We start from the raw sequence: 18537 nt of genomic DNA, 5'->3' as shown, positions 1-18537 counted from the left end.
ACGTGAATATCAATCCACATAACTCCAAGCTTCGTCCTGGGGATGAGCCCATATCCAATCATTCCAACAACCCGACTTTCAGCAGTATATTAAACAGTCGCCTGCAACGTCGCCAGGTGCTTCAGGGCGGCATTGCTGCCGCGGTCGCTTCCTTTTTTGCTTCCCCAGCCTTGAACTGGGTCTCTGGATCTGCCAAGGCTACTAGTGGCAGTGCTCTGTTAGGATTCAAGGCCATTCCTGCCAGTAACAAGGACACACTTGTTGTACCAGAGGGCTACACTGCCCGTCCTCTGTTGGCTTGGGGTACTCCAATTAGTGGCAACTATCCTGCTTACAAACTGGAAAACACTGGTGCTGAACAAGGAATGCAAGTGGGTAGCCACCACGATGGCATGCACTTCTTCCCAATCGAGGGCGAGGATCCCTACCAGGGGAGTTCCACCGAAGGCTTACTGGTGATGAACCACGAGTATGTTGAGCCTCGCTACATGCACGCTGCCGCTGCAGGGCAAAAGCTTGATTCAGATCAATACCCCACCAACCCTGATGGCACACGGGATCCTGACCAAGTACTCAAGGAACTGAACGCCCACGGGGTGAGCATTGTCCACATTGCCCGTCAGGCAGATGGCAGTTGGGAGGTGGTGCGGGATCGTCTTAACCGTCGTATTACCGGCCTTACCCCGATGGAAATTCATGGCCCGCTGCGGGGATCCGACTTTGTCAAGACCAAGTTTAGTCCTGATGGCACCATGACCCGTGGCACCCTGAACAACTGTGCCCACGGTGTCACCCCCTGGAATACCTACCTCACCTGTGAGGAAAACTGGGCCGGGTATTTCTCCAATCTCAAGCAAGAAGATCAAAAGCCCAGCCTGCCCCGCGAACAATCTCGCTATGGGGTGAGCACCGAAACCTCCCGTTACGGGTGGGAATTGGCCAGCAACAAAGCGGATGAGTTTGTCCGCTTTAACGCCACACCCACGGCTGCTGATGCCACGCAAGACTATCGCAACGAGCCGAACGGGTTTGGTTGGGTAGTGGAAATTGACCCGTTTGATCCCAACAGCACTCCGAAAAAGCGCACTGCTTTGGGTCGATTTGCCCACGAAGGGGTGGTATTCCAGCCGCCGGTGGAAGGACGACCGTTGGTGGCCTACTCTGGTGATGATGCTCGTTTTGAGTACATTTATAAGTACGTTTCGGCTCAGCCCTATACAAAAGCCACTGCAGGTGGTCATCTGTTGGATAAAGGTACTCTTTATGTGGCCAAGTTCAATGAAGATGGCTCCGGCGAATGGTTACCGTTGGTGTTTGGCCAAAATGGCCTCACCCCCGAAAATGGCTTCAATAGCCAAGCGGATGTGTTGGTGAATACCCGCACGGCTGCAGATTTCGTCGGTGCTACCAAAATGGATCGACCAGAATGGGGTGCTGTCGATTCGAAAACTCGGATGGTGTATTTCACTCTCACCAACAACAGCCGTCGGGAAGAAGCCCAAATTGATGCAGCCAACCCACGGGCCAAAAACAATTGGGGACACATCATCCGCTGGAAAGAAGCCAACAACCAACCCGATGCCAAGCGGTTTGAATGGGATATTTTTGTCTTGGCAGGCCCACCTGATAACAGCCGTAAGTTGTCCGGTGAGTCTTTGAACGAAGACAATATATTCAATTCTCCTGATGGTCTATGGTTTGATGCTGACAGCCGTCTTTGGATCCAGACTGACAGCAGCGAGAGTGTGCTGAACAAAGATGAGTTTGCCCCGTTTGGCAACAACCAAATGTTGGCAGCCGATCCAGAAAGCGGAGAAATCCGTCGTTTCTTGACAGGACCCATCGGGCAGGAAATCACAGGTGTGATCACCACTCCTGACCGACGCACTATGTTCATCAATGTGCAGCATCCTGGTTCTACTACAACCGATGAAGAGTTTGCCGCAGGCAATCAAAAATCTCGCTGGCCCAATTTTGACAACAACATTTATCCCCGCTCTGCCACGGTGGTAATCACTAAGGATGATGGTGGGATCATCGGTGCTTGATCAAAGATTCTGCTCAGATGAGATGATCAGAATCGGAATTGATCACGTCTAGGACAACCTAATAGGGCAGGGATCCCTAGGGAGTCTCTGCCATTTTTTGCTTCTTAGAGCATCTAACTTAGAGCACCTGAGACGGAATTTGATTCAGCCCCATCTCACTCAAACAACCCCAAATCCGTTACTGCTCCGAGGCTACTGCTAGACACCAGCTTGGCATATTTGGCCAAGGTGCCCCGTTTGTAGCGAGGTTTGGGGGCAGACCACTTTGCTCGCCGTTGGGCTAGTTCTTCCTCACTCACGTTCAGCTGCAGCAGCCGCGCCGGGGCATCGATGGTAATGGAATCTCCTTCTTCCACTAGGGCAATTGTGCCCCCCACATAGGCCTCTGGAGCCACATGGCCCACCACCATGCCGTAGGTTCCCCCCGAAAAGCGGCCATCGGTAATTAAGCCGACGCTATCTCCTAGGCCAGCCCCAATAATGGCCGAGGTGGGGGAGAGCATTTCCCGCATACCTGGGCCACCTTTGGGGCCTTCGTAGCGGATGACAATCACATCCCCTGCTCGGATCTGGCCGGCTAGGATTGCCTGCAAACAGGCTTCTTCGGATTCAAACACCCGTGCCGGCCCAGTAATCCTGGGATTCTTCACCCCTGTAATCTTGGCTACCGCCCCTTCACTGGCCAGATTCCCTTTCAGGATTGCTAGGTGGCCTTGAGCATACATCGGGTTATTCCAGGGACGGATCACCTCTTGGTCAGGGCGGGGCTCATCCGGCACTTCCCGTAGCACTTCCGCAATCGTCTGGCCGGAGATAGTCAGGCAGTCTCCATGCAGGAGGCCGTGATTAAGAAGTATTTTCATCACCTGTGGGATCCCACCAGCTCGATGCAGATCGGTAGCCACAAAGCGCCCTGAAGGTTTCAAATCACAGAGCACCGGTACCCTGGCGCGGATGGTCTCAAAATCATCCAGAGTGAGAGGTACTTCAGCCGCATGGGCAATCGCCAAAAAGTGCAGCACTGCGTTGGTGGATCCCCCCACGGCCATGATTACCGAGATAGCATTTTCAATGCTCTGGCGGGTAATGATGTCTCGCGGTCGGATGTTGGCTTTGATTGCTTCCGCCAATACCTTAGCGGATTCGGCAGCACTATCGGCTTTTTCGTCGTCTTCGGCAGCCATAGTGGAGGAGTAGGGCAAGCTTATGCCCATGGCTTCAAAGGCACTGGACATGGTGTTGGCTGTGAACATGCCGCCACAAGAACCGGCTCCAGGGCAGGCGTGGCGTTCCACTGCCAAAAGCTCCTCCTCCGAGATCCGCCCAGCGCTGAACTCTCCCACTGCTTCAAAAGCACTCACCACCGTCAGGTCGCGGCCATTGTAGTGCCCTGGTTTGATGGTGCCGCCGTAGACGAAAATGGCCGGAACATTGATGCGGGCAATGGCGATCATCGCCCCTGGCATATTCTTATCACAACCGCCAATGGCTAGCAGGCCGTCCATACTTTGTCCGTTCACTGCTGTTTCAATGGCATCAGCAATCACTTCCCGCGATACCAGCGAGTATTTCATGCCCTCTGTGCCCATGGAGATGCCATCGCTGATGGTGATGGTGCCAAACATCTGGGGCATACAGCCGGCAGTTCTTAGGGCGGCTTCAGCACAGTTAGCCAGAGGTTGGATCCCCATGTTGCAGGGGGTGATGGTGCTGTGGCCGTTGGCAATGCCCACAATCGGCTTGGAGAAATCTTCATCCTGAAAACCTACCGCCCTGAGCATGGCTCGGTTGGGGGATCGCTGCACCCCTTGGGTGACAACTTGGCTGCGCAGGGTGGGAGAAGAGGTTGCGGTCATGGGAAAATGGGAGCAAGATATTTATGGTTCTAAGATCCAAGTACAGGATCCAATTTATTCGCAGTGGGATTGATCCTATCCTGTTTTTCCTAGTGGGTAGTGCCTGTCCCAGCAGAGAAAATCTGAAGCAACTCTTTAAGTTCTCACCGACGGGGAAGATCATCAGCCAGCCTACCTAGTAAAGGGATCCTAGTGGGTTGGATCCTAGTTCTTCTGTTTGTCCCTGACATAGCCTAGAGCACAGCGGATCTAGAAGTAGGTCTTTTCTGTAGGATCCCTTGCCTGACCTTTCCCCTTCGCACTCGCGAAGCCCCATATATGGCTTTGAGTTCTCCCTCCTCCCCTAGTGTGTTGCCTAGCAGCACCGAACGAGAGATGTTGCGGGATGTGCTCACTCTCTCCCGCCATGTTCTGCAGCAGTTTGAAAGTTTTACCGCCGAAGCTCAAGACTTTAGTGCTCTGCTCAACCGCATTGCTCTGGCTGGCAAGATGATCGCCCGCCGTCTAGGCCAATCTGGACTGATCGAAGATGCCCTCGGGATCACCGGCAGCGTTAATGTCCAGGGGGAAGAGCAGCAACAGATGGACGACTACGCCAACCGGGCCTTTATTCGGGCTTTAGAACAAACAGGATTGGTCTGTCGGTTGGTGTCTGAGGAGATGAAAACCCCAGCCCGCCTACCCGAAAATTGCTCCCTCAGCCGTTTGGCCCTGCTGATCGACCCACTGGATGGCTCTTCCAATATCGATGCCAACCTGACCGTCGGCTCAATTTTCTCTGTGCTCCGCCCCCTAGACAACCGCCCCGAAACCGATAACGAGGATCTGCTGCAGCCAGGTCGTAACCAACTGGCGGCTGGCTACATTCTCTATGGCCCCAGCACCCAACTGGTGTACTCCATCGGCAAAGGGGTACACAGCTTCACGTTGGATCCCAGCTTGGGGGAATTCATTCTCTCCCAGAGCCCTATTCGCACCCCCGAGCGCGGCTCCGTTTACAGCCTTAACGAGGGGTATTTCTGTCAGTGGAGCGAAGGGATCCAAAACTTTGTCCGTTATGTGCATCGTCGCGATGGCTATACCTCTCGCTACAGCGGTGCCTTGGTGGCGGATTTTCACCGTATTCTTCTGCAGGGGGGGGTTTACCTCTATCCCGGCACCCAACAGAAACCGGAAGGCAAGTTGCGCCTCATGTACGAAGCAGCCCCGCTAGCCTTTTTGGCAGAACAAGCGGGGGGTATGGCCACCACCGGCACAGAATCGATTTTGGATATTCCTCCCCAAGCCCTGCACCAACGGGTGCCGTTGATCATTGGTAGCCGTGAAAACGTGGCAGAAGTGCAGAACTGCCTGAATGGTTCGCTGAGTCCTTAACTGCTGTTTCTTGACTCCGTCCCTACTACCCAACCCGAGCTAATTCTATGGTGACCCTGGCTGAAAACCCCCTCCGCGTTGGCCTCAACCAAGAACGCACCCCGGATCCCTGTATTTTGGTGCAATTTGGCGCTTCAGGAGACCTTGCCGCCCGTAAGCTGATCCCGGCCTACTATCGGCTATTTGTGCAACGGCGCCTACCGCCAGAGTTTACCTTAGTGGGGGTGGCTCGCCGCGACTGGACCCACGAAGTTTACCGCGAAAAAATGCGGGCTGCTATGCAAGAATTTGCCGCCAAGGATCTCGGCCCTGAAGCCCTCTGGGAAGAATTTGCCAGCCGTTTGTTCTACTCCCGCCTGGATATTGGCGATCCGGACAGCTACACCCAACTGAACCAACTGCTCAGCCAACTGGATGCGGAACGGGGTACCCGCGGCAACCGGGTTTTCTATCTAGCTGTTTCGCCAGATTTTTATGCCCAGGCCATTCAGCAGTTGGGGGCGGCAGGGATGGTGGCGGATCCCATCAAAACGCGGGTGGTGATCGAGAAGCCTTTTGGCCACGACCTCACCTCCGCCCAGGAACTGAACCGGATTGTGCAGCGGGTTTGCCATGAGGAGCAAATCTACCGCATCGATCACTATCTCGGTAAAGAAACAGTGCAGAACCTGTTGGTCTTTCGCTTTGCCAATGCCATTTTTGAACCCCTCTGGAACCGTAACTTCATCGATCATGTGCAGATCACAGTGGCAGAAACCGTGGGCGTTGAGGATCGAGCAGGTTATTACGACTCCTCTGGCGCACTGCGGGATATGGTGCAGAACCACTTGATGCAGGTGTATTGCCTGACGGCGATGGAACCGCCGGTTTCGTTGCGCAGTGATGGGGTGCGCAACGAGAAGACTAAAGTGCTACAAGCAACTCGTCTGGCAGATACGCGCAATGTGGCCGCAGCGGCCATTCGGGGTCAGTATGGGGCCGGTTGGATGGCAGGCAAGCCAGTGGTGGGTTATCTGCAGGAGCCCAATGTCAACCCAGCTTCCACCACGCCCACCTACGTGGCCCTGAAACTGGAGTGCGATACTTGGCGGTGGAAAGGGGTGCCCTTCTATCTGCGCACCGGCAAACGGTTGCCCAAAAAAATCTCGGAGGTAGCGATCCACTTCAAGCAGGTACCCCTCTCCCTGTTTCAGTCGGCCGCGCGGGAGGTGAGTCCCAATATTTTGGTGCTGCGGATCCAACCCAATGAAGGGATCTCGCTGCGCTTCGAGGCCAAAATGCCGGGGCCGGAGATCCGCACCCGCTCTGTGGATATGGATTTTCGTTACGGCTCTGCTTTTGGCGCAGGGACTCCCGATGCTTACGACCGCCTACTGCTGGATTGTTTGTTGTCGGATCCGACGCTGTTCACCCGTGCTGATGAGGTGGAAGCGGCGTGGCGCGTAGTCACCCCGGTGTTATCGGCCTGGGAATCGGAGCCCAGTAGTGGCAATGGCAGCGGTGCTGCTCCACCTGTTTTCACTTATGAGGCGGGCACTTGGGGTCCAAAGGCAGCGGAAGATCTGTTGGCCCAGTCGGGGCGGCGTTGGCGACGGCTTTGATCCGGGTTGGGTCGGATTTTCCTATAGTAGACCCCTCTGGAATGTTTAAGCCTATGTCTTGTCTAACTCTGCCTACCAAAAGCATGATCGGTGGGTTGACACTGATTCTGGGGATAACCTTGAACGGGATCCCTTCTCTTGAGCCTAAGGCAGCAGCTCAAACTGCTAGCTCTTTTCGCCCCGGCCCTTGGCAACCGATTGCCCGCATCAATCCCACCCAGCCGATACAAATTCGCATTTTGAATCAAGCGGGATCCCTTTTAGAATATGGGTTGACAGGCCCCAGAGATGATGTGGAAAGTTTGCTCGCTGGAGACGCTGTTGTGCTTCAGATCGATCAGTTTCCCGCCTATTTAACGATCAATACCCTGGAGCGCTCTGCTCTTAACTATGGCTTGTCGGCGGAAGGCAATCAACTCAGCCTGGAAGTCCGTAAGATCAACGATGTGAATGGAGACCGCACCCTAAATGTGGACGATCAAGGGGGCATTTACATTTACTAACCATACTAACCATCGGGTGGATGAGACGTCTGCCTGGGGGAGTACCAGTGCTTGGGTAAGGTACGGCTATGATCCCAAGGCCTCTCTTGCTGGCTTGGGCCTGACTAGGGAGTACACCTCTATCAGGTCAGCCTTACAGCTCTTTCACGGGTTCCCTGTTAGGATTTACTTTATCTTTTATAACCCCTAGTTTGGGCTGGCATGGCACCTCCGACTCCTTCCATTCCTGACCTCTCCAGCCAAGTGGGCCTTCTCTATCCACACACCCCGCTTCTTTCCAGTCAGGGTGCAGATTGGAGAGGGTTTCACCTTGTGCTAGCCCAGCAACCGCCTTTTTCCATTCCAGAATACAATCCTAGTTTTCACACCATCTGTGTGAATTATGGCAATTCTGTCAAAGTACGATCGAAACTAGATGGGCACACCGCAACCATCGATTCCGTTCCCGGTGACATCGGTATTTACCCTGCCGACTTGTGGCAAGAGTTTGAGTGGTATCAAGAAGCCACCTACCTCGACTTGTTCTTGGAGAAAACTATTTTCGTGCGAGTGGGAGCAGAACTGTGCGAGCGAGAAGAAATTGAGTTGATCCCTAGGTTGCGTCGTGATTTCGACCCCTTAATCTATCAAATTGCCGTTGCCCTTAAGACATCTTTAGAAATTGACGGTTCAGCCACTAAGCTTTATGCGGATGCAATGTCCACTGCGTTGGCAGCTCATTTGATCTCTCGCTATTCGAGCCAAAAATTCAAGCCAAAAAGCACTGCGAAAGGCCTATCTGATCAAAAATTACGACAAGTCGTTGCCTATATACAGGAATATCTGGATCGTGATTTAAGTTTGTCAGAGCTGGCTAACCTAGTCCAATTAAGCCCTTATCACTTTTCTCGGCTTTTTAAGCAATCGACTGGTATGGCACCGCACAAATATCACATTCAGTGTCGTGTTGAACAGGCTAAGCAACTTCTCTTGCAGAAACACCTGCCTATTGCTGAGATAGCTTATGCAGTGGGCTTTACCAGTCAAGGGCATCTCTACCATCACTTCAAGCGGCTGACGGGTGTTACCCCCAAAGAGTTTTTGAGGCAGCACTAGCAAGAACTTGTAAAAAAGGCGCAAAAATCTGGAAGACCCCTGCTAGGGGGATGTTGACAATAGAGATACCAAGCTACAGCCTTCTCCAGAGTTATCTGATACAGCAGATTCAGGTCAATCCCTTGCTCTATAAGGTTTTTTGCCTAGCTCAAGGGTTTGTGTGGAGTCAGAAAAGGCTGCAACTCGGCCTGTGGCGCGAGAGGTAATTGGGAGAATGTTGAGAAGATGTTTTCCCCCACTGACCTAGATAGCGACGGCTTCTAGGGTCAGATGTTCCTGACCTGTGATGTTGTGAAAACCAATGGGTAAGGCTCAAGGTTGTTATGACCTTGGGAAATTTTTGGCTGACTGGGAATAGGATCCCTTTGAGAGATCTTGATGTTTTCAGACTTAGCTTGATGCGCCGAGCTCTGATTTGTAGTGGATGGATTTTCCATCCCAGTTGGATGACTTCAAGGGAAAGACGATGTACAACGAGGATCCCCGCCAGGCTGAGGGGGAAGCTGTAATCCAGCGCCGCATTCCAAATATAGAAGATTATGATCGCATGTTGCAGCGACGTGATCGCCTTCTTATTGCCACCGCCAAAGCAGCCAATGTTTTACTGACGATGGAAAACTTTGACGAAGTCATTAACACGGCCTTGAGAATATTTTTAGAAGGAGCTGGGTGTGATCGAATCAATATATTAGAAAGCATCTATGAGTCTTCATCAGCTTTGCCGAATCGCTTTAATTTCATTTATCAGTGGTCAAGTCCTAGCTTGAGCAATCCTAAAAGCAACCTGGGCGATAGCTATATCCGTACTGAAGATATCGATTCGACTTTTTTGCGGCAGAACTTTTTGGAAGGAGATGGCTTTGGGGGCTTGCTAGATGAGTGGATTGAGCCTCTCCGTAGTCTACTGGCTCGTGCTCAAGTCAAGTCTGCCTATTCGGTTCCCATTCGGGTTAATGGTCAGTGGTGGGGGGCACTGTGCTTCGATTACTGTCAGGAGGCGATTCAGGTCAGTCCCGCAGAAGTTGCGGTATTGAGAACTATTGCCGATTGCATTGGCAGTGCCATTCAACGGGAGCGCGCACAAACCATCATCCTTCAAGCTGAGCAAACTCGGGTTGCCGAATTGGTAAAAGCGAACACTGCTCTCAAGCAATCTCTCGATACTCTTGCAACAGATCCTGATCTGGATGGCTTTATCGGCAATACTCTCAAACTAATTGCCCAACAGTTTGATGCTCCACTGCTTGAATATTGGGTTCACGCGGATCCCCATGCTTATGTACATCTCACCTATTGGCAAGGCCAAATCCTTAACACGGTACAGCGAACACAGCTCTTACAACAGCTCGACGGGGATCCGGATCAGCTTTTTACCTCACTTGGGTTGCTTCCTTTTCTTGATATTCCACTCAGCGTTGGAGATATGAACATCGGCGATCTAGCTATCTTTTTGCCTAGCTTTCGCATGTTTTCTGGACAAACTGTTGAACTAGCACATGCTCTCGCCCAGCAATTGACCCTTGCTGTGGCCTTAAGTCGCCTTGCAGAAGAAGCTCAGCAAGCAGCTTTACTTCAGGAGCGTACTCGCATGGCTCGAGAAATCCACGACACCTTGGCACAAGCGTTTGGAGGGATCCTCATGCAACTACAAGCAGTCCACTACTTCACAACCACTCAGCCTGAAAAAGCTCAAGCTCACTTACAAACTGCTCAAACCCTGGCACAAGAAGGCTTGGCAGAAGCCCGCCGATCTGTCTGGACTCTATACCTGGAGGCAACCGAATATGAAGACCCGTCGCAAACCATCGCCAAATTCATCGAGCAAACGACATCTGGTCAATCAGTACCGATCCAATTTCAGATTGAAGGCACACCCTATCGTCTTCATCCTGACTTAGGGCTCAACCTGCTGCGGATCACTCAGGAAGCGATCACCAATGCGTTGCGTCATGCTCATGCCCAAACCATTCGTATCCAGCTGCACTACAGCCCACAAACGATACAGTTGACAGTTCAGGATGATGGCTGTGGATTTGATCCTGAACAATCTAGTCACGGATTTGGCCTCTTGGGTATGCAGCAACGGGTAGCCCGGATTGGAGCAACCTGGCATCTTGTCAGCCACCTGGGTCAAGGAACCACCATTGCGGTCATCCTCAACATGACCCCTCCGCCAAAGTAAGCGGTTAGAAACTTCGTTCACAGGATCTTCTCATCTTTACCTCAGCTTCCTCTCCGAAAAATTCTGCAAAATTGAACATGCTGCCATGATAGAACCGACTATGCAGCCTCAAATCCCTAAAACCATCCGTATTTTGGTTGCCGATGATCACCCCATTGTTAGTCATGGCTTAGTTGCTATTTTGAATGATCAACCAGACATGAAAGTGATTGCAGAGGTTAATAACGGACAAGATGCCATTACATTGTTTCGTATTCACCAGCCTGATGTTGCTATTCTTGATCTACAAATGCCAGAAGTAAGTGGTGTGGAAGCCATTACTAGAATTAGAGCTGAGTTTCCCCATGCGGCTATCATCATGTTTTCAATTTATGAGACTGGTGAAGATATTTATCAAGGACTCCGTGCTGGAGCCAAGGCATACTTGCTTAAAGACACCCCTTGCTCAGAAATTTTAGAGGTGATTCGTGCAGTTAGCGAAGGGCAACGGTATGTCCCGATTGAAATTGGTACCAAACTAGCAGCCAGGATGGAACGGCCATCCTTAAGTGAGCGAGAACATCAGGTTTTAACTCTGATGGCGAAAGGGAAAAACAACAAAGCCATTGCCTCCGAACTTAACATTACCGAAAATACTGTTAAATTTCATGTTACTAATGTTATGATCAAGCTTGGTGCTCGTGATCGCACTCATGCTGTGGTGAATGCACTTCAGCAGGGCATTATCAAGCTCTGATACAAACTTCTCCAGCATTTTAATTCACATCTTCTCATGACAAAGATCGCTTATCCCCAGTCCAGAAGGGCTAGAGCTTATTATCTGCTATGACTAACACAATCTAATTCCCTGTTCAAAAAGTATTATCTTTAGGTTCAGTTATATGCCAATCAGAAAAAAGCTACAATATGATTTTATCCTGAACATACCCCTACCCATTGGAATAGGAAATAGACTCAACTTTCTTAGGAAAGAAATCATCGTCTTCAGCATAGTAAGAGAAAGGAATTTTCCCAGTACAGTGAGGGATATTCAGCCCAGTGGAGAAGCCATCGCTTAGTCGATCGGCTAAACCCAAAGGCTTATTCCTTATCTAAGGACATTAAACTATGTTGAGAAGAAATTGGGCCAATTTAATAGCAATGCTTGCAGGAAGCTGCATGGTGTTGACGATTCCCAAAAGTCAAGCTGAGGTGATCAATCGAGGAATCGAAGCTAAACCCTATCATGAAGCACGTCCTGCTCCAGACTTCCTCCAGCCTGATCTAAAAATTGTTGTTGGACAACCCTCACCCTCTGAAATCAATCCATCCTTCCTCGGGCCAGTGTTGTTGATGAAGTCAGCACATATCGATCTGGTTGCTGGCACAGCTACTCTTCCTTTGCACAAGGGGCAACTAGCCTCTGGCGAAACAGTCTGGTTTATTATTACCGATTCCACTGACCAGAACTTATCTGACCTCCACGGAGTTAACTATTCGCCCAAGCTGGCCTATGGTTACACGGGACGGAATCAACGTACAGCCACAATTAGTAAGGATGGCACCTGGATCTTTAGTCAGGGCAAGGTAGATTTCAGTCCAAAGTTAAGTATAACTCCTGGGGCTTCTGATGCTCCTTTCCCTCCTGAAGCAGTCATGCCGGGATCCATTGGGGATGTCTCTTACACACCACTAGTTAAAGTAACGAATGCCACCAAGGATGTATTATTCAACGCGCCGATGTTAGCTTTTAATCAAACAGAGGAACAGTTAAATGTTTTCTGTGATGGTAAAGCTAATCATGATTTAGTACATGACAAAGTGATATCTATTTGTCCACGGGATGGCACCGTGACCATGGCTCTGACTCTCGGATTTACCTTTGGCAAACCTATCCTCTATCTTTCTACAGAATCGAACGATCCAACTGTTGCAGCTCTAGAAACAGCAACTTATACTCCTGCAATGGAAGATCTTCCCTTTGCCAATGAAGATGCTTTGCCTGGGGAATCTGCTGAACGGATTTATGTATTTGTAAATGGTGCTACAGGCTTGGAGAATCCACATCGACAAGGCTTGTACAGCGCTTTGAATGATGGACGGGGCCCTCTCAATGTATTGGGAGGGATCCCTACACTTAATTTGGATTACAGTCCAATGTGGCGCATTTTCCCAGCAGTATGGACGGATGAAGCTGTTCAGAAAGGGTATCGCGCACGAATGACCGATGCTGTACATATTGAGGATATGGCTGCCAAGGGATTTATTAAATCCCTAGATGGTGGAGATCTGAGGGCAGTAGGGTTTATTGTCAATTGTCCAGTAGTTTATCGGATCAACTAATTCAAATCAGGAAAAATTACAGCTGCTCTGTTCCTCAAATGAGATCTCGATGTACTTTCCTTTATCGATTCTCTCATGAGATTAATCGATAATAGAGAGTAAGGATCTGAGCAGCACACTCTTCACAATTGCAATCTTAGTTGCCATCATGCTAGTTCAAGTTAGAGTTACAGCCTTTTCTAGGATTATCTGATACAGCAGTTTCAGATCAACTCTTTGCTCTATAAGGTCTTTTGCCTAGCTTATGGGTCTGTGTGAAGTCGGAAAAGGCTGTAAACCCTAAAACAACAACAAGAATCCCTAAAACAACAACAAGAATCGACTTTCTATCCTGTGGGGTCTCTAAAATGGTTTCAGCCCAAGTGCTTAGTCAGCTTATTCCTCCGATTAGTGAACGTGATCATTGTCAAGGTAGCCATACAGCTCAAGTAACACTTGTCGAATATGGTGATTATCAATGCCCTGAGTGTCGAGTTGCTCATTTTATCATTCAGTTAATTCGAAAGAGGTTTGGAGATCAGTTTAGGTTTATTTTTCGTCATTTCCCACAATCTGATATTCATCCTGAAGCGTATCATGCTGCTGAAGCTGCTGAAGCTGCTGCCTCACAGAACAGGTTCTGGGAGATGCATGGTCATTTATTAGAGAATCAGTCAAATCTCACGGATAGTCATTTGGTTGAGTATGCCATTGCCCTCTATTTAGATGTTGATCAGTTCTTAGCGGAGATGACTAGTGATTGTCATATGGCACGAGTACAGGCAGACATTGAAAGTGGTATAAAGAGCGGTGTGAATGCAACACCAACCTTTTTCATTAACGGCATCAAGTATCAAGGCATTCAAAATCTAGAAGAGTTAATTGAGTCTCTTATCAAGACTAATCCATGATAACAAAAAATAGACACAATTATTTGATTTGAGGTCTGTTAGCATGTGTAATCAGATTTATTCTTCTCCTGATTTTTCAAGCTTCTTGTCCTTTCCACATCCCTTCACTGAGTTAGACTATTTGACTGCACTTAGCTATCGCTCAAGAGATTTAGAGACATATCTGACAGAAATTGTTAGAGGAGTTAGTCGATTTATTCAGTCTGACTGGACAATTGTTACGATTTCTTCGGAAGACAAAGTTGAGATTATTGCTAGTACTATTGAAATGGATCAGAATAGTGGTTTTTTGCTGCATGACACTTTAATTGAAGACGTAATCCAATCTGGAAAGCCAGTGATCATCCCTGATAGTCGCCAGCTTCTTTACTCCAACAAAGTGCCTTCGAACTATCTTGCTTATTTAGGCGTACCCCTTAAAATTGGAGATGGGGATGTCATTGGCACAATCTGCTCCTTTCTGGAAAAGCCAAGACTCTTTCTTGCTTCTGAAATTAACATCATTGAGCTATTTGCACAAAGAACCTCTATCGCCATCGAAAATCATCGGCTTTATCAACAGCAATTGAGATTAAATCAGTGCTTGTCTCAAGAAGTTTTATCTTATTCTGCTGAGCTAAAAAAATCCCAAGAGAACTTCCTTGAGCGAGAGCGCTTGGCTGCTATTGGTGAATTTACAGCTATGATCGTTCACGAGGTGCGAAACCCACTGACCACGATCGAGATGGGGTTAGAATATGCTGAACGAAGATTAAAATCCGATGCTGATCAAGAGAGACTTACTCTTGCTGTTGAAGAAGCACAGCGACTCAATCGATTGCTGCAAGAAATACTGAGTTATGCCAAACCACAAATTCTGAATCTTGTCAGCCTAGATGCTGGTGAGTTTTTGGATGACATCATTAGTCAGGTGCAAGAACTACCTGAAGCCAAAGGACGTTTTGTGAGTTACTGTCGTGAAAGGCAAGTTTTTTCCGTGTTAGCGGATAAGGATAAGCTAAGGCAGGTTTTTATCAACATACTACGAAATGCCTTTGAAGCAATTCCTCTTCAAGAAACAGTCACTTGCTCCATTATTTCAGATGTTAATCCTGGTTACATAACTATTCAGTTTCATAATAAGGGTGAACCTATACCAACCGATATATTACCAAAACTCACTACCCCTTTTTGCTCTACAAAACCTTCAGGAACAGGGCTGGGGCTAGCTATCTGCAAGCGAATTATTACAGCTCACAAAGGCGAACTGTTGATTGAATCATCTTTTTCGGGAACGATGGTAACGGTTCAACTTCCTAGTCTAAAAAATAATACTATTGTATAGGTTACTTGACTTAAGAGCTAGTAAGATCTATACTTCAAACAAGTCCTATTTTACCTTTCTTTAGCAGTGATGCGCCCAGATTTCACTGCCTCTATTAGGCGTTGAAAGTCTAACTCCACTTGATGGGCATAAGCTATTGCAAAATCTGTGATCAATTGATCAAAAGTGTCTGTCTTTCCCAGATATCCGCTGATCATTGCTGCATCCCCCGTCCGAGAATGAGTACGAGCCAGAGCAGAACCACAAATCTCAGAGTAGTCTTCCAGGCTACAGGCTGACATTCCTTTGAGCTTAACAGAGGTTTTCCAATCTTTTAATTGCCGAAAATAAAAGTCTTGTCCGTCAGTATTGCTCGTCCAACCCAGAAAAATATCACTGGCGGCTTGGATCAAACGTTGCCCTGTGACAATGCGTTGCCCTGCATGCTCATGTGTAGATGGTTCTAGATGAGATTCTAAGACGGAGGGCTGGGCTTGTTTATACTGTAACAGCAGGGGATCCCCATTAGCATCTAATAACAAGGCTACACCACAATGGGTGCCGACACTACCCACTCCCACAACCTTGAGGGCTACATCCACCAATTGATAGCGATCTAATAAGAACTGTCTATCCCACTGTAAACTATCTCGGTAGTCCTCAAAAAGAGTGGCTACTTCTGAAAAATAATCCGAGCGATTAGGAGGATGAAATAATAGAGGATAATCCTCAATAAATTGCCATTTTCCATTGATTTTTTCTGTTATTTTTTGAGCTTTTCGACTCATATTTTGTTGAAAGGCTCTCTTCGCCATGTCTATCCAATGCTTGCGTGTATCTGTATCCGGCGCATGCTCAATTAGCCAATCCGCATCCAATCGGGCATACCACACATCCAAGGTTCGCATTTGGCTGTATTGGGCTAGAGCCAGTCGATAGGCTCGGGCGCAAGCTCGGGTTGCTACAACACAGGCAAGATCTGGCAGTTGTAAGGCTTGGCCAGCGACATAAATACTGGTTGCCAGTCGTTTTAGATCCCATTCCCAGGGCGCTATCAAGGTCTCGTCAAAATCGTTGATATCAAAGACTAGATTTCGTTCGGGGGTGGCAAATCCACCAAAATTCAGCAGATGACAATCTCCACAGGCTTGTACCGGGATCCCGGTATAGGGTGTAGTGGCCAAATCCGCTGTCATAACAATCGCGCTACCCCGTAGAAACGTGAACGGAGATTGCATCATGCGCCAGTAACGAATTGGGATTAACTCTGCCCTCCGCCCCTGGTTGGACTGTTCAATTCAATGAGCGCAATCGGATCCTGACGGGCCTGAGAGGGTTGCCATTCTCGGTGAAGGGATCGGGGTACAGTTTGACGCAACGCCTGACCAGCAGCTTGCCGCTCTGGACGAGACATGGGTTGAGAGGGAGGACTAAATGGGCTGGACAAGTGAAGGGCCCCAGGTTGAAGGGATCCCTGGATGGATAGGCTATCTTTGGAAGAGATTTGTGTCATAGAGTACAACACCTCCAGCCTTTTGCTAGCTTCAGTGTCGCTGATGATGGCTGTACTTATCCGCTTTGAATTAGCTTTGGGCAGAGTATCTGACTGAGGCAAGATAAGATTTACAGCTAGGAGCATCACTGTGTTCCTGGACACTAAGCCGCTGTTGAGCCCTTTCCTGCCAAGCTGTTGCCGATGTTGAGCACCCCTTCTGACTTTGAGTTGGATTTTGATGTTGCCATTCCTGCCCCAGGCCGAGTGTATCGGGGGCACCACATTCTAGAGTGGGTTCCCCTAACTGTACTGGGATCCCATGTGCTGGTGATCGGGGGAGAACGATCCTTGGCGGTGGTGCAGCCGGCTCTTGAGCAAAATTTTGCTCGGGATCCAGAGATTCGAACCCACTGGACAACCTACGGTGTGGATTGTAGCGAGTTAGAGTTGGAGCGTTTGCAGGCTCTGACAACAGCGGAACAGATCACCGGCATCCTGGGGGTGGGTGGAGGCAAAGCCCTAGATGCGTCCAAATTAGTAGCCCATCGATTGCGGCTCCCGATTGTGACCGTGCCCACTTCTGCAGCCACTTGTGCCGCCTGGAGCGCTCTCTCCAATATCTACTCCAATGCCGGAGCCTTTCAACAGGATGTGGCGTTGGACAAAGCGCCTGATGCCCTTATTCTCGACTACAACCTGATTCGACAAGCCCCACCGCGCACCTTGGTAGCTGGAATTGGGGATGCCTTGGCCAAGTGGTATGAGTCTTCCGTCAGTAGTGGCGCTTCTGAGGATGCCTTGGTAATTGGGGCAGTGCAACAGGCCCGCGTTTTGCGGGATTTGCTGCTCCAGGGATCCCTGGCGGCCCTACAAAGACCCGGTGGAGTGGCCTGGAAGCAGGTGGTCGATGCCTGTATTTGCCTGGCGGGGATCGTCGGCGGCATGGGAGGGGCCAAATGTCGTACAGTAGCAGCCCATGCGGTTCACAATGGTTTGACACATCTGTTGGGGCATCGTGCCACCCTGCACGGCGAAAAGGTTGCCTTCGGGATCCTGGCCCAATTGCGCCTCGAAGAGATCCTGCAAGGGAGTCAATTGGCTTTGGCGGCACGTACCCAGTTGATGGAGTTTTATCGTCAGGTGGGCTTGCCCCTCAATTTGCGAGATTTGAACCTAGCTCATCTGGGATCCGCCGAACTCCTACAAGCAGCTCAAGTGGCCTGCCAAGCAGGATCAGACATTCATCACTTGCCGTTTCCCGTCAGCCCGGAAGCACTACTGGTTGCTCTCACCACTACCGATTTGACCAGCTCAAGTCCTGTCGTGCCCAAACCTTGAAGTATCTGTGGTGACCCAGAGACTTTGCAGGCCCGTCTTTCCGTGAGCCCCAGCCCAGTCATAATAGCGATCTTCTGGAATCTTGGCAGCAGAGATCCTCTGAGCAGCAAGAGGGATGATACCTTAAGAAAAAGCGTAGGATCCCAACCGGAGCCATTGCAATGCTGAAATGCACCACCCGCCACGTTCATATTTTTGCTGGTGAGGTCACGGCGAATAACGACTTCCTGCCCCGAGAAGACCTGTTCACCCTGGATGTTGATCCGGACAACGAGCTGGTCTGGAATGATGCCGCCCTCCAGAAGGTCTATGCCCACTTCGAGGAGTTGGTAGCGGGCTACAAAGGTCGGGACTTAACGGAGTACAATATGCGCCGTATTGGATCGGATCTGGAGCACTTCATTCGGTCTCTGCTTAAGCAAGGGGAGATCGCCTACAACCTACAGGGGCGTACCCCCAACTTCAGCATGGGTTTCCCCCAGATCCCGGCGGAAGAAATTGTCGGTCAGTACATCCCCAAAGGCTAGTAT

General features: G+C 49.7%; 14 protein-coding genes. 12 read left to right on the top strand and 2 right to left on the bottom strand.

Going from position 1 to position 18537, the window contains the following annotated elements; all coding sequences use genetic code 11:
* The first annotated feature begins 2 nt into the window (after window positions 1-2).
* Window positions 3-2048 (top strand): PhoX family protein, encoded by a 2046-nt coding sequence (locus L1047_RS02315; protein ID WP_235277096.1) that lies wholly within the window; start codon window positions 3-5, stop codon window positions 2046-2048.
* A gap of 155 nt (window positions 2049-2203) precedes the next feature.
* Here the strand turns inward: L1047_RS02315 and ilvD are convergent, their stop codons facing one another.
* Window positions 2204-3904, bottom strand: a complete 1701-nt coding sequence (ilvD, locus tag L1047_RS02310) for a dihydroxy-acid dehydratase (protein WP_235277094.1) — start codon at window positions 3902-3904, stop codon at window positions 2204-2206.
* Between the two features lie 375 nt (window positions 3905-4279).
* Here ilvD and fbp point away from each other — a divergent pair, with 375 nt between their 5' ends.
* The 9 genes from fbp to L1047_RS02265 all read left to right on the top strand — a co-directional run bounded on the left by fbp (window position 4280) and on the right by L1047_RS02265 (window position 15195).
* Window positions 4280-5278 (top strand): class 1 fructose-bisphosphatase, encoded by a 999-nt coding sequence (gene fbp, locus L1047_RS02305; RefSeq protein WP_235278835.1) that lies wholly within the window; start codon window positions 4280-4282, stop codon window positions 5276-5278.
* A 47-nt stretch (window positions 5279-5325) separates the two neighbouring features.
* Window positions 5326-6879 (top strand): glucose-6-phosphate dehydrogenase, encoded by a 1554-nt coding sequence (gene zwf, locus L1047_RS02300; RefSeq protein WP_235277093.1) that lies wholly within the window; start codon window positions 5326-5328, stop codon window positions 6877-6879.
* A 95-nt stretch (window positions 6880-6974) separates the two neighbouring features.
* Window positions 6975-7382 (top strand): hypothetical protein, encoded by a 408-nt coding sequence (locus tag L1047_RS02295; protein ID WP_235277092.1) that lies wholly within the window; start codon window positions 6975-6977, stop codon window positions 7380-7382.
* Between the two features lie 201 nt (window positions 7383-7583).
* Window positions 7584-8477, top strand: coding sequence for a helix-turn-helix domain-containing protein (locus L1047_RS02290; protein WP_235277091.1), 894 nt, complete (start codon window positions 7584-7586; stop codon window positions 8475-8477).
* 424 nt (window positions 8478-8901) lie between these two features.
* Window positions 8902-10659, top strand: a complete 1758-nt coding sequence (locus L1047_RS02285) for a GAF domain-containing sensor histidine kinase (protein WP_235277090.1) — start codon at window positions 8902-8904, stop codon at window positions 10657-10659.
* A gap of 100 nt (window positions 10660-10759) precedes the next feature.
* Entirely contained in the window at window positions 10760-11395 is a 636-nt protein-coding gene (locus L1047_RS02280) for a response regulator (RefSeq protein ID WP_235277089.1), read from the top strand.
* 422 nt (window positions 11396-11817) lie between these two features.
* Window positions 11818-12981 carry a hypothetical protein gene (locus L1047_RS02275; RefSeq protein WP_235277088.1) on the top strand — a complete coding sequence of 388 codons (1164 nt, stop codon included), beginning with the start codon at window positions 11818-11820 and terminating at the stop codon, window positions 12979-12981.
* A gap of 254 nt (window positions 12982-13235) precedes the next feature.
* Window positions 13236-13871 (top strand): DsbA family protein, encoded by a 636-nt coding sequence (locus L1047_RS02270; protein WP_235277087.1) that lies wholly within the window; start codon window positions 13236-13238, stop codon window positions 13869-13871.
* A 121-nt stretch (window positions 13872-13992) separates the two neighbouring features.
* Window positions 13993-15195: a GAF domain-containing sensor histidine kinase gene (locus L1047_RS02265; protein WP_235277086.1), complete on the top strand. Its 1203-nt coding sequence runs from the start codon at window positions 13993-13995 to the stop codon at window positions 15193-15195.
* Between the two features lie 50 nt (window positions 15196-15245).
* Here the strand turns inward: L1047_RS02265 and L1047_RS02260 are convergent, their stop codons facing one another.
* The gene (locus L1047_RS02260) at window positions 15246-16412 is read right to left on the bottom strand and encodes a DUF2252 domain-containing protein (protein ID WP_235278834.1); all 1167 of its coding nucleotides are present in this window, start codon (window positions 16410-16412) and stop codon (window positions 15246-15248) included.
* Between the two features lie 458 nt (window positions 16413-16870).
* On the opposite strand from L1047_RS02260, the gene L1047_RS02255 reads away from it, so the two are divergent.
* Together L1047_RS02255 and L1047_RS02250 are read left to right on the top strand one after the other, a co-directional pair.
* Window positions 16871-18007 (top strand): iron-containing alcohol dehydrogenase family protein, encoded by a 1137-nt coding sequence (locus L1047_RS02255; RefSeq protein ID WP_235277085.1) that lies wholly within the window; start codon window positions 16871-16873, stop codon window positions 18005-18007.
* Window positions 18008-18168: 161 nt separating this feature from the next.
* Complete coding sequence (locus L1047_RS02250) at window positions 18169-18534, top strand: NAD(P)H-quinone oxidoreductase subunit M (RefSeq protein ID WP_235277083.1); 366 nt, start codon at window positions 18169-18171, stop codon at window positions 18532-18534.
* The last annotated feature ends 3 nt before the right edge of the window (window positions 18535-18537 follow it).

This window comes from Synechococcus sp. Nb3U1 (assembly GCF_021533835.1).
In the GTDB taxonomy this organism is placed as follows: Bacteria; Cyanobacteriota; Cyanobacteriia; order Thermostichales; family Thermostichaceae; genus Thermostichus.
The sequence above is the reverse complement of the archived record's forward strand: the minus strand, read 5'-3'. Positions and strand labels throughout refer to the sequence as shown.

Coding starts and splice junctions, on each gene's coding strand:
- L1047_RS02290 (WP_235277091.1), top strand. CDS start 7,584: ATGGCACCTCCGACTCCTTCCATTCCTGACCTCTCCAGCCAAGTGGGC.
- zwf (WP_235277093.1), top strand. CDS start 5,326: ATGGTGACCCTGGCTGAAAACCCCCTCCGCGTTGGCCTCAACCAAGAA.
- L1047_RS02280 (WP_235277089.1), top strand. CDS start 10,760: ATGCAGCCTCAAATCCCTAAAACCATCCGTATTTTGGTTGCCGATGAT.
- L1047_RS02260 (WP_235278834.1), bottom strand. CDS start 16,412: ATGCAATCTCCGTTCACGTTTCTACGGGGTAGCGCGATTGTTATGACA.
- L1047_RS02250 (WP_235277083.1), top strand. CDS start 18,169: ATGCTGAAATGCACCACCCGCCACGTTCATATTTTTGCTGGTGAGGTC.
- L1047_RS02275 (WP_235277088.1), top strand. CDS start 11,818: ATGGTGTTGACGATTCCCAAAAGTCAAGCTGAGGTGATCAATCGAGGA.
- ilvD (WP_235277094.1), bottom strand. CDS start 3,904: ATGACCGCAACCTCTTCTCCCACCCTGCGCAGCCAAGTTGTCACCCAA.
- L1047_RS02285 (WP_235277090.1), top strand. CDS start 8,902: ATGGATTTTCCATCCCAGTTGGATGACTTCAAGGGAAAGACGATGTAC.
- fbp (WP_235278835.1), top strand. CDS start 4,280: ATGTTGCGGGATGTGCTCACTCTCTCCCGCCATGTTCTGCAGCAGTTT.
- L1047_RS02255 (WP_235277085.1), top strand. CDS start 16,871: ATGTTGAGCACCCCTTCTGACTTTGAGTTGGATTTTGATGTTGCCATT.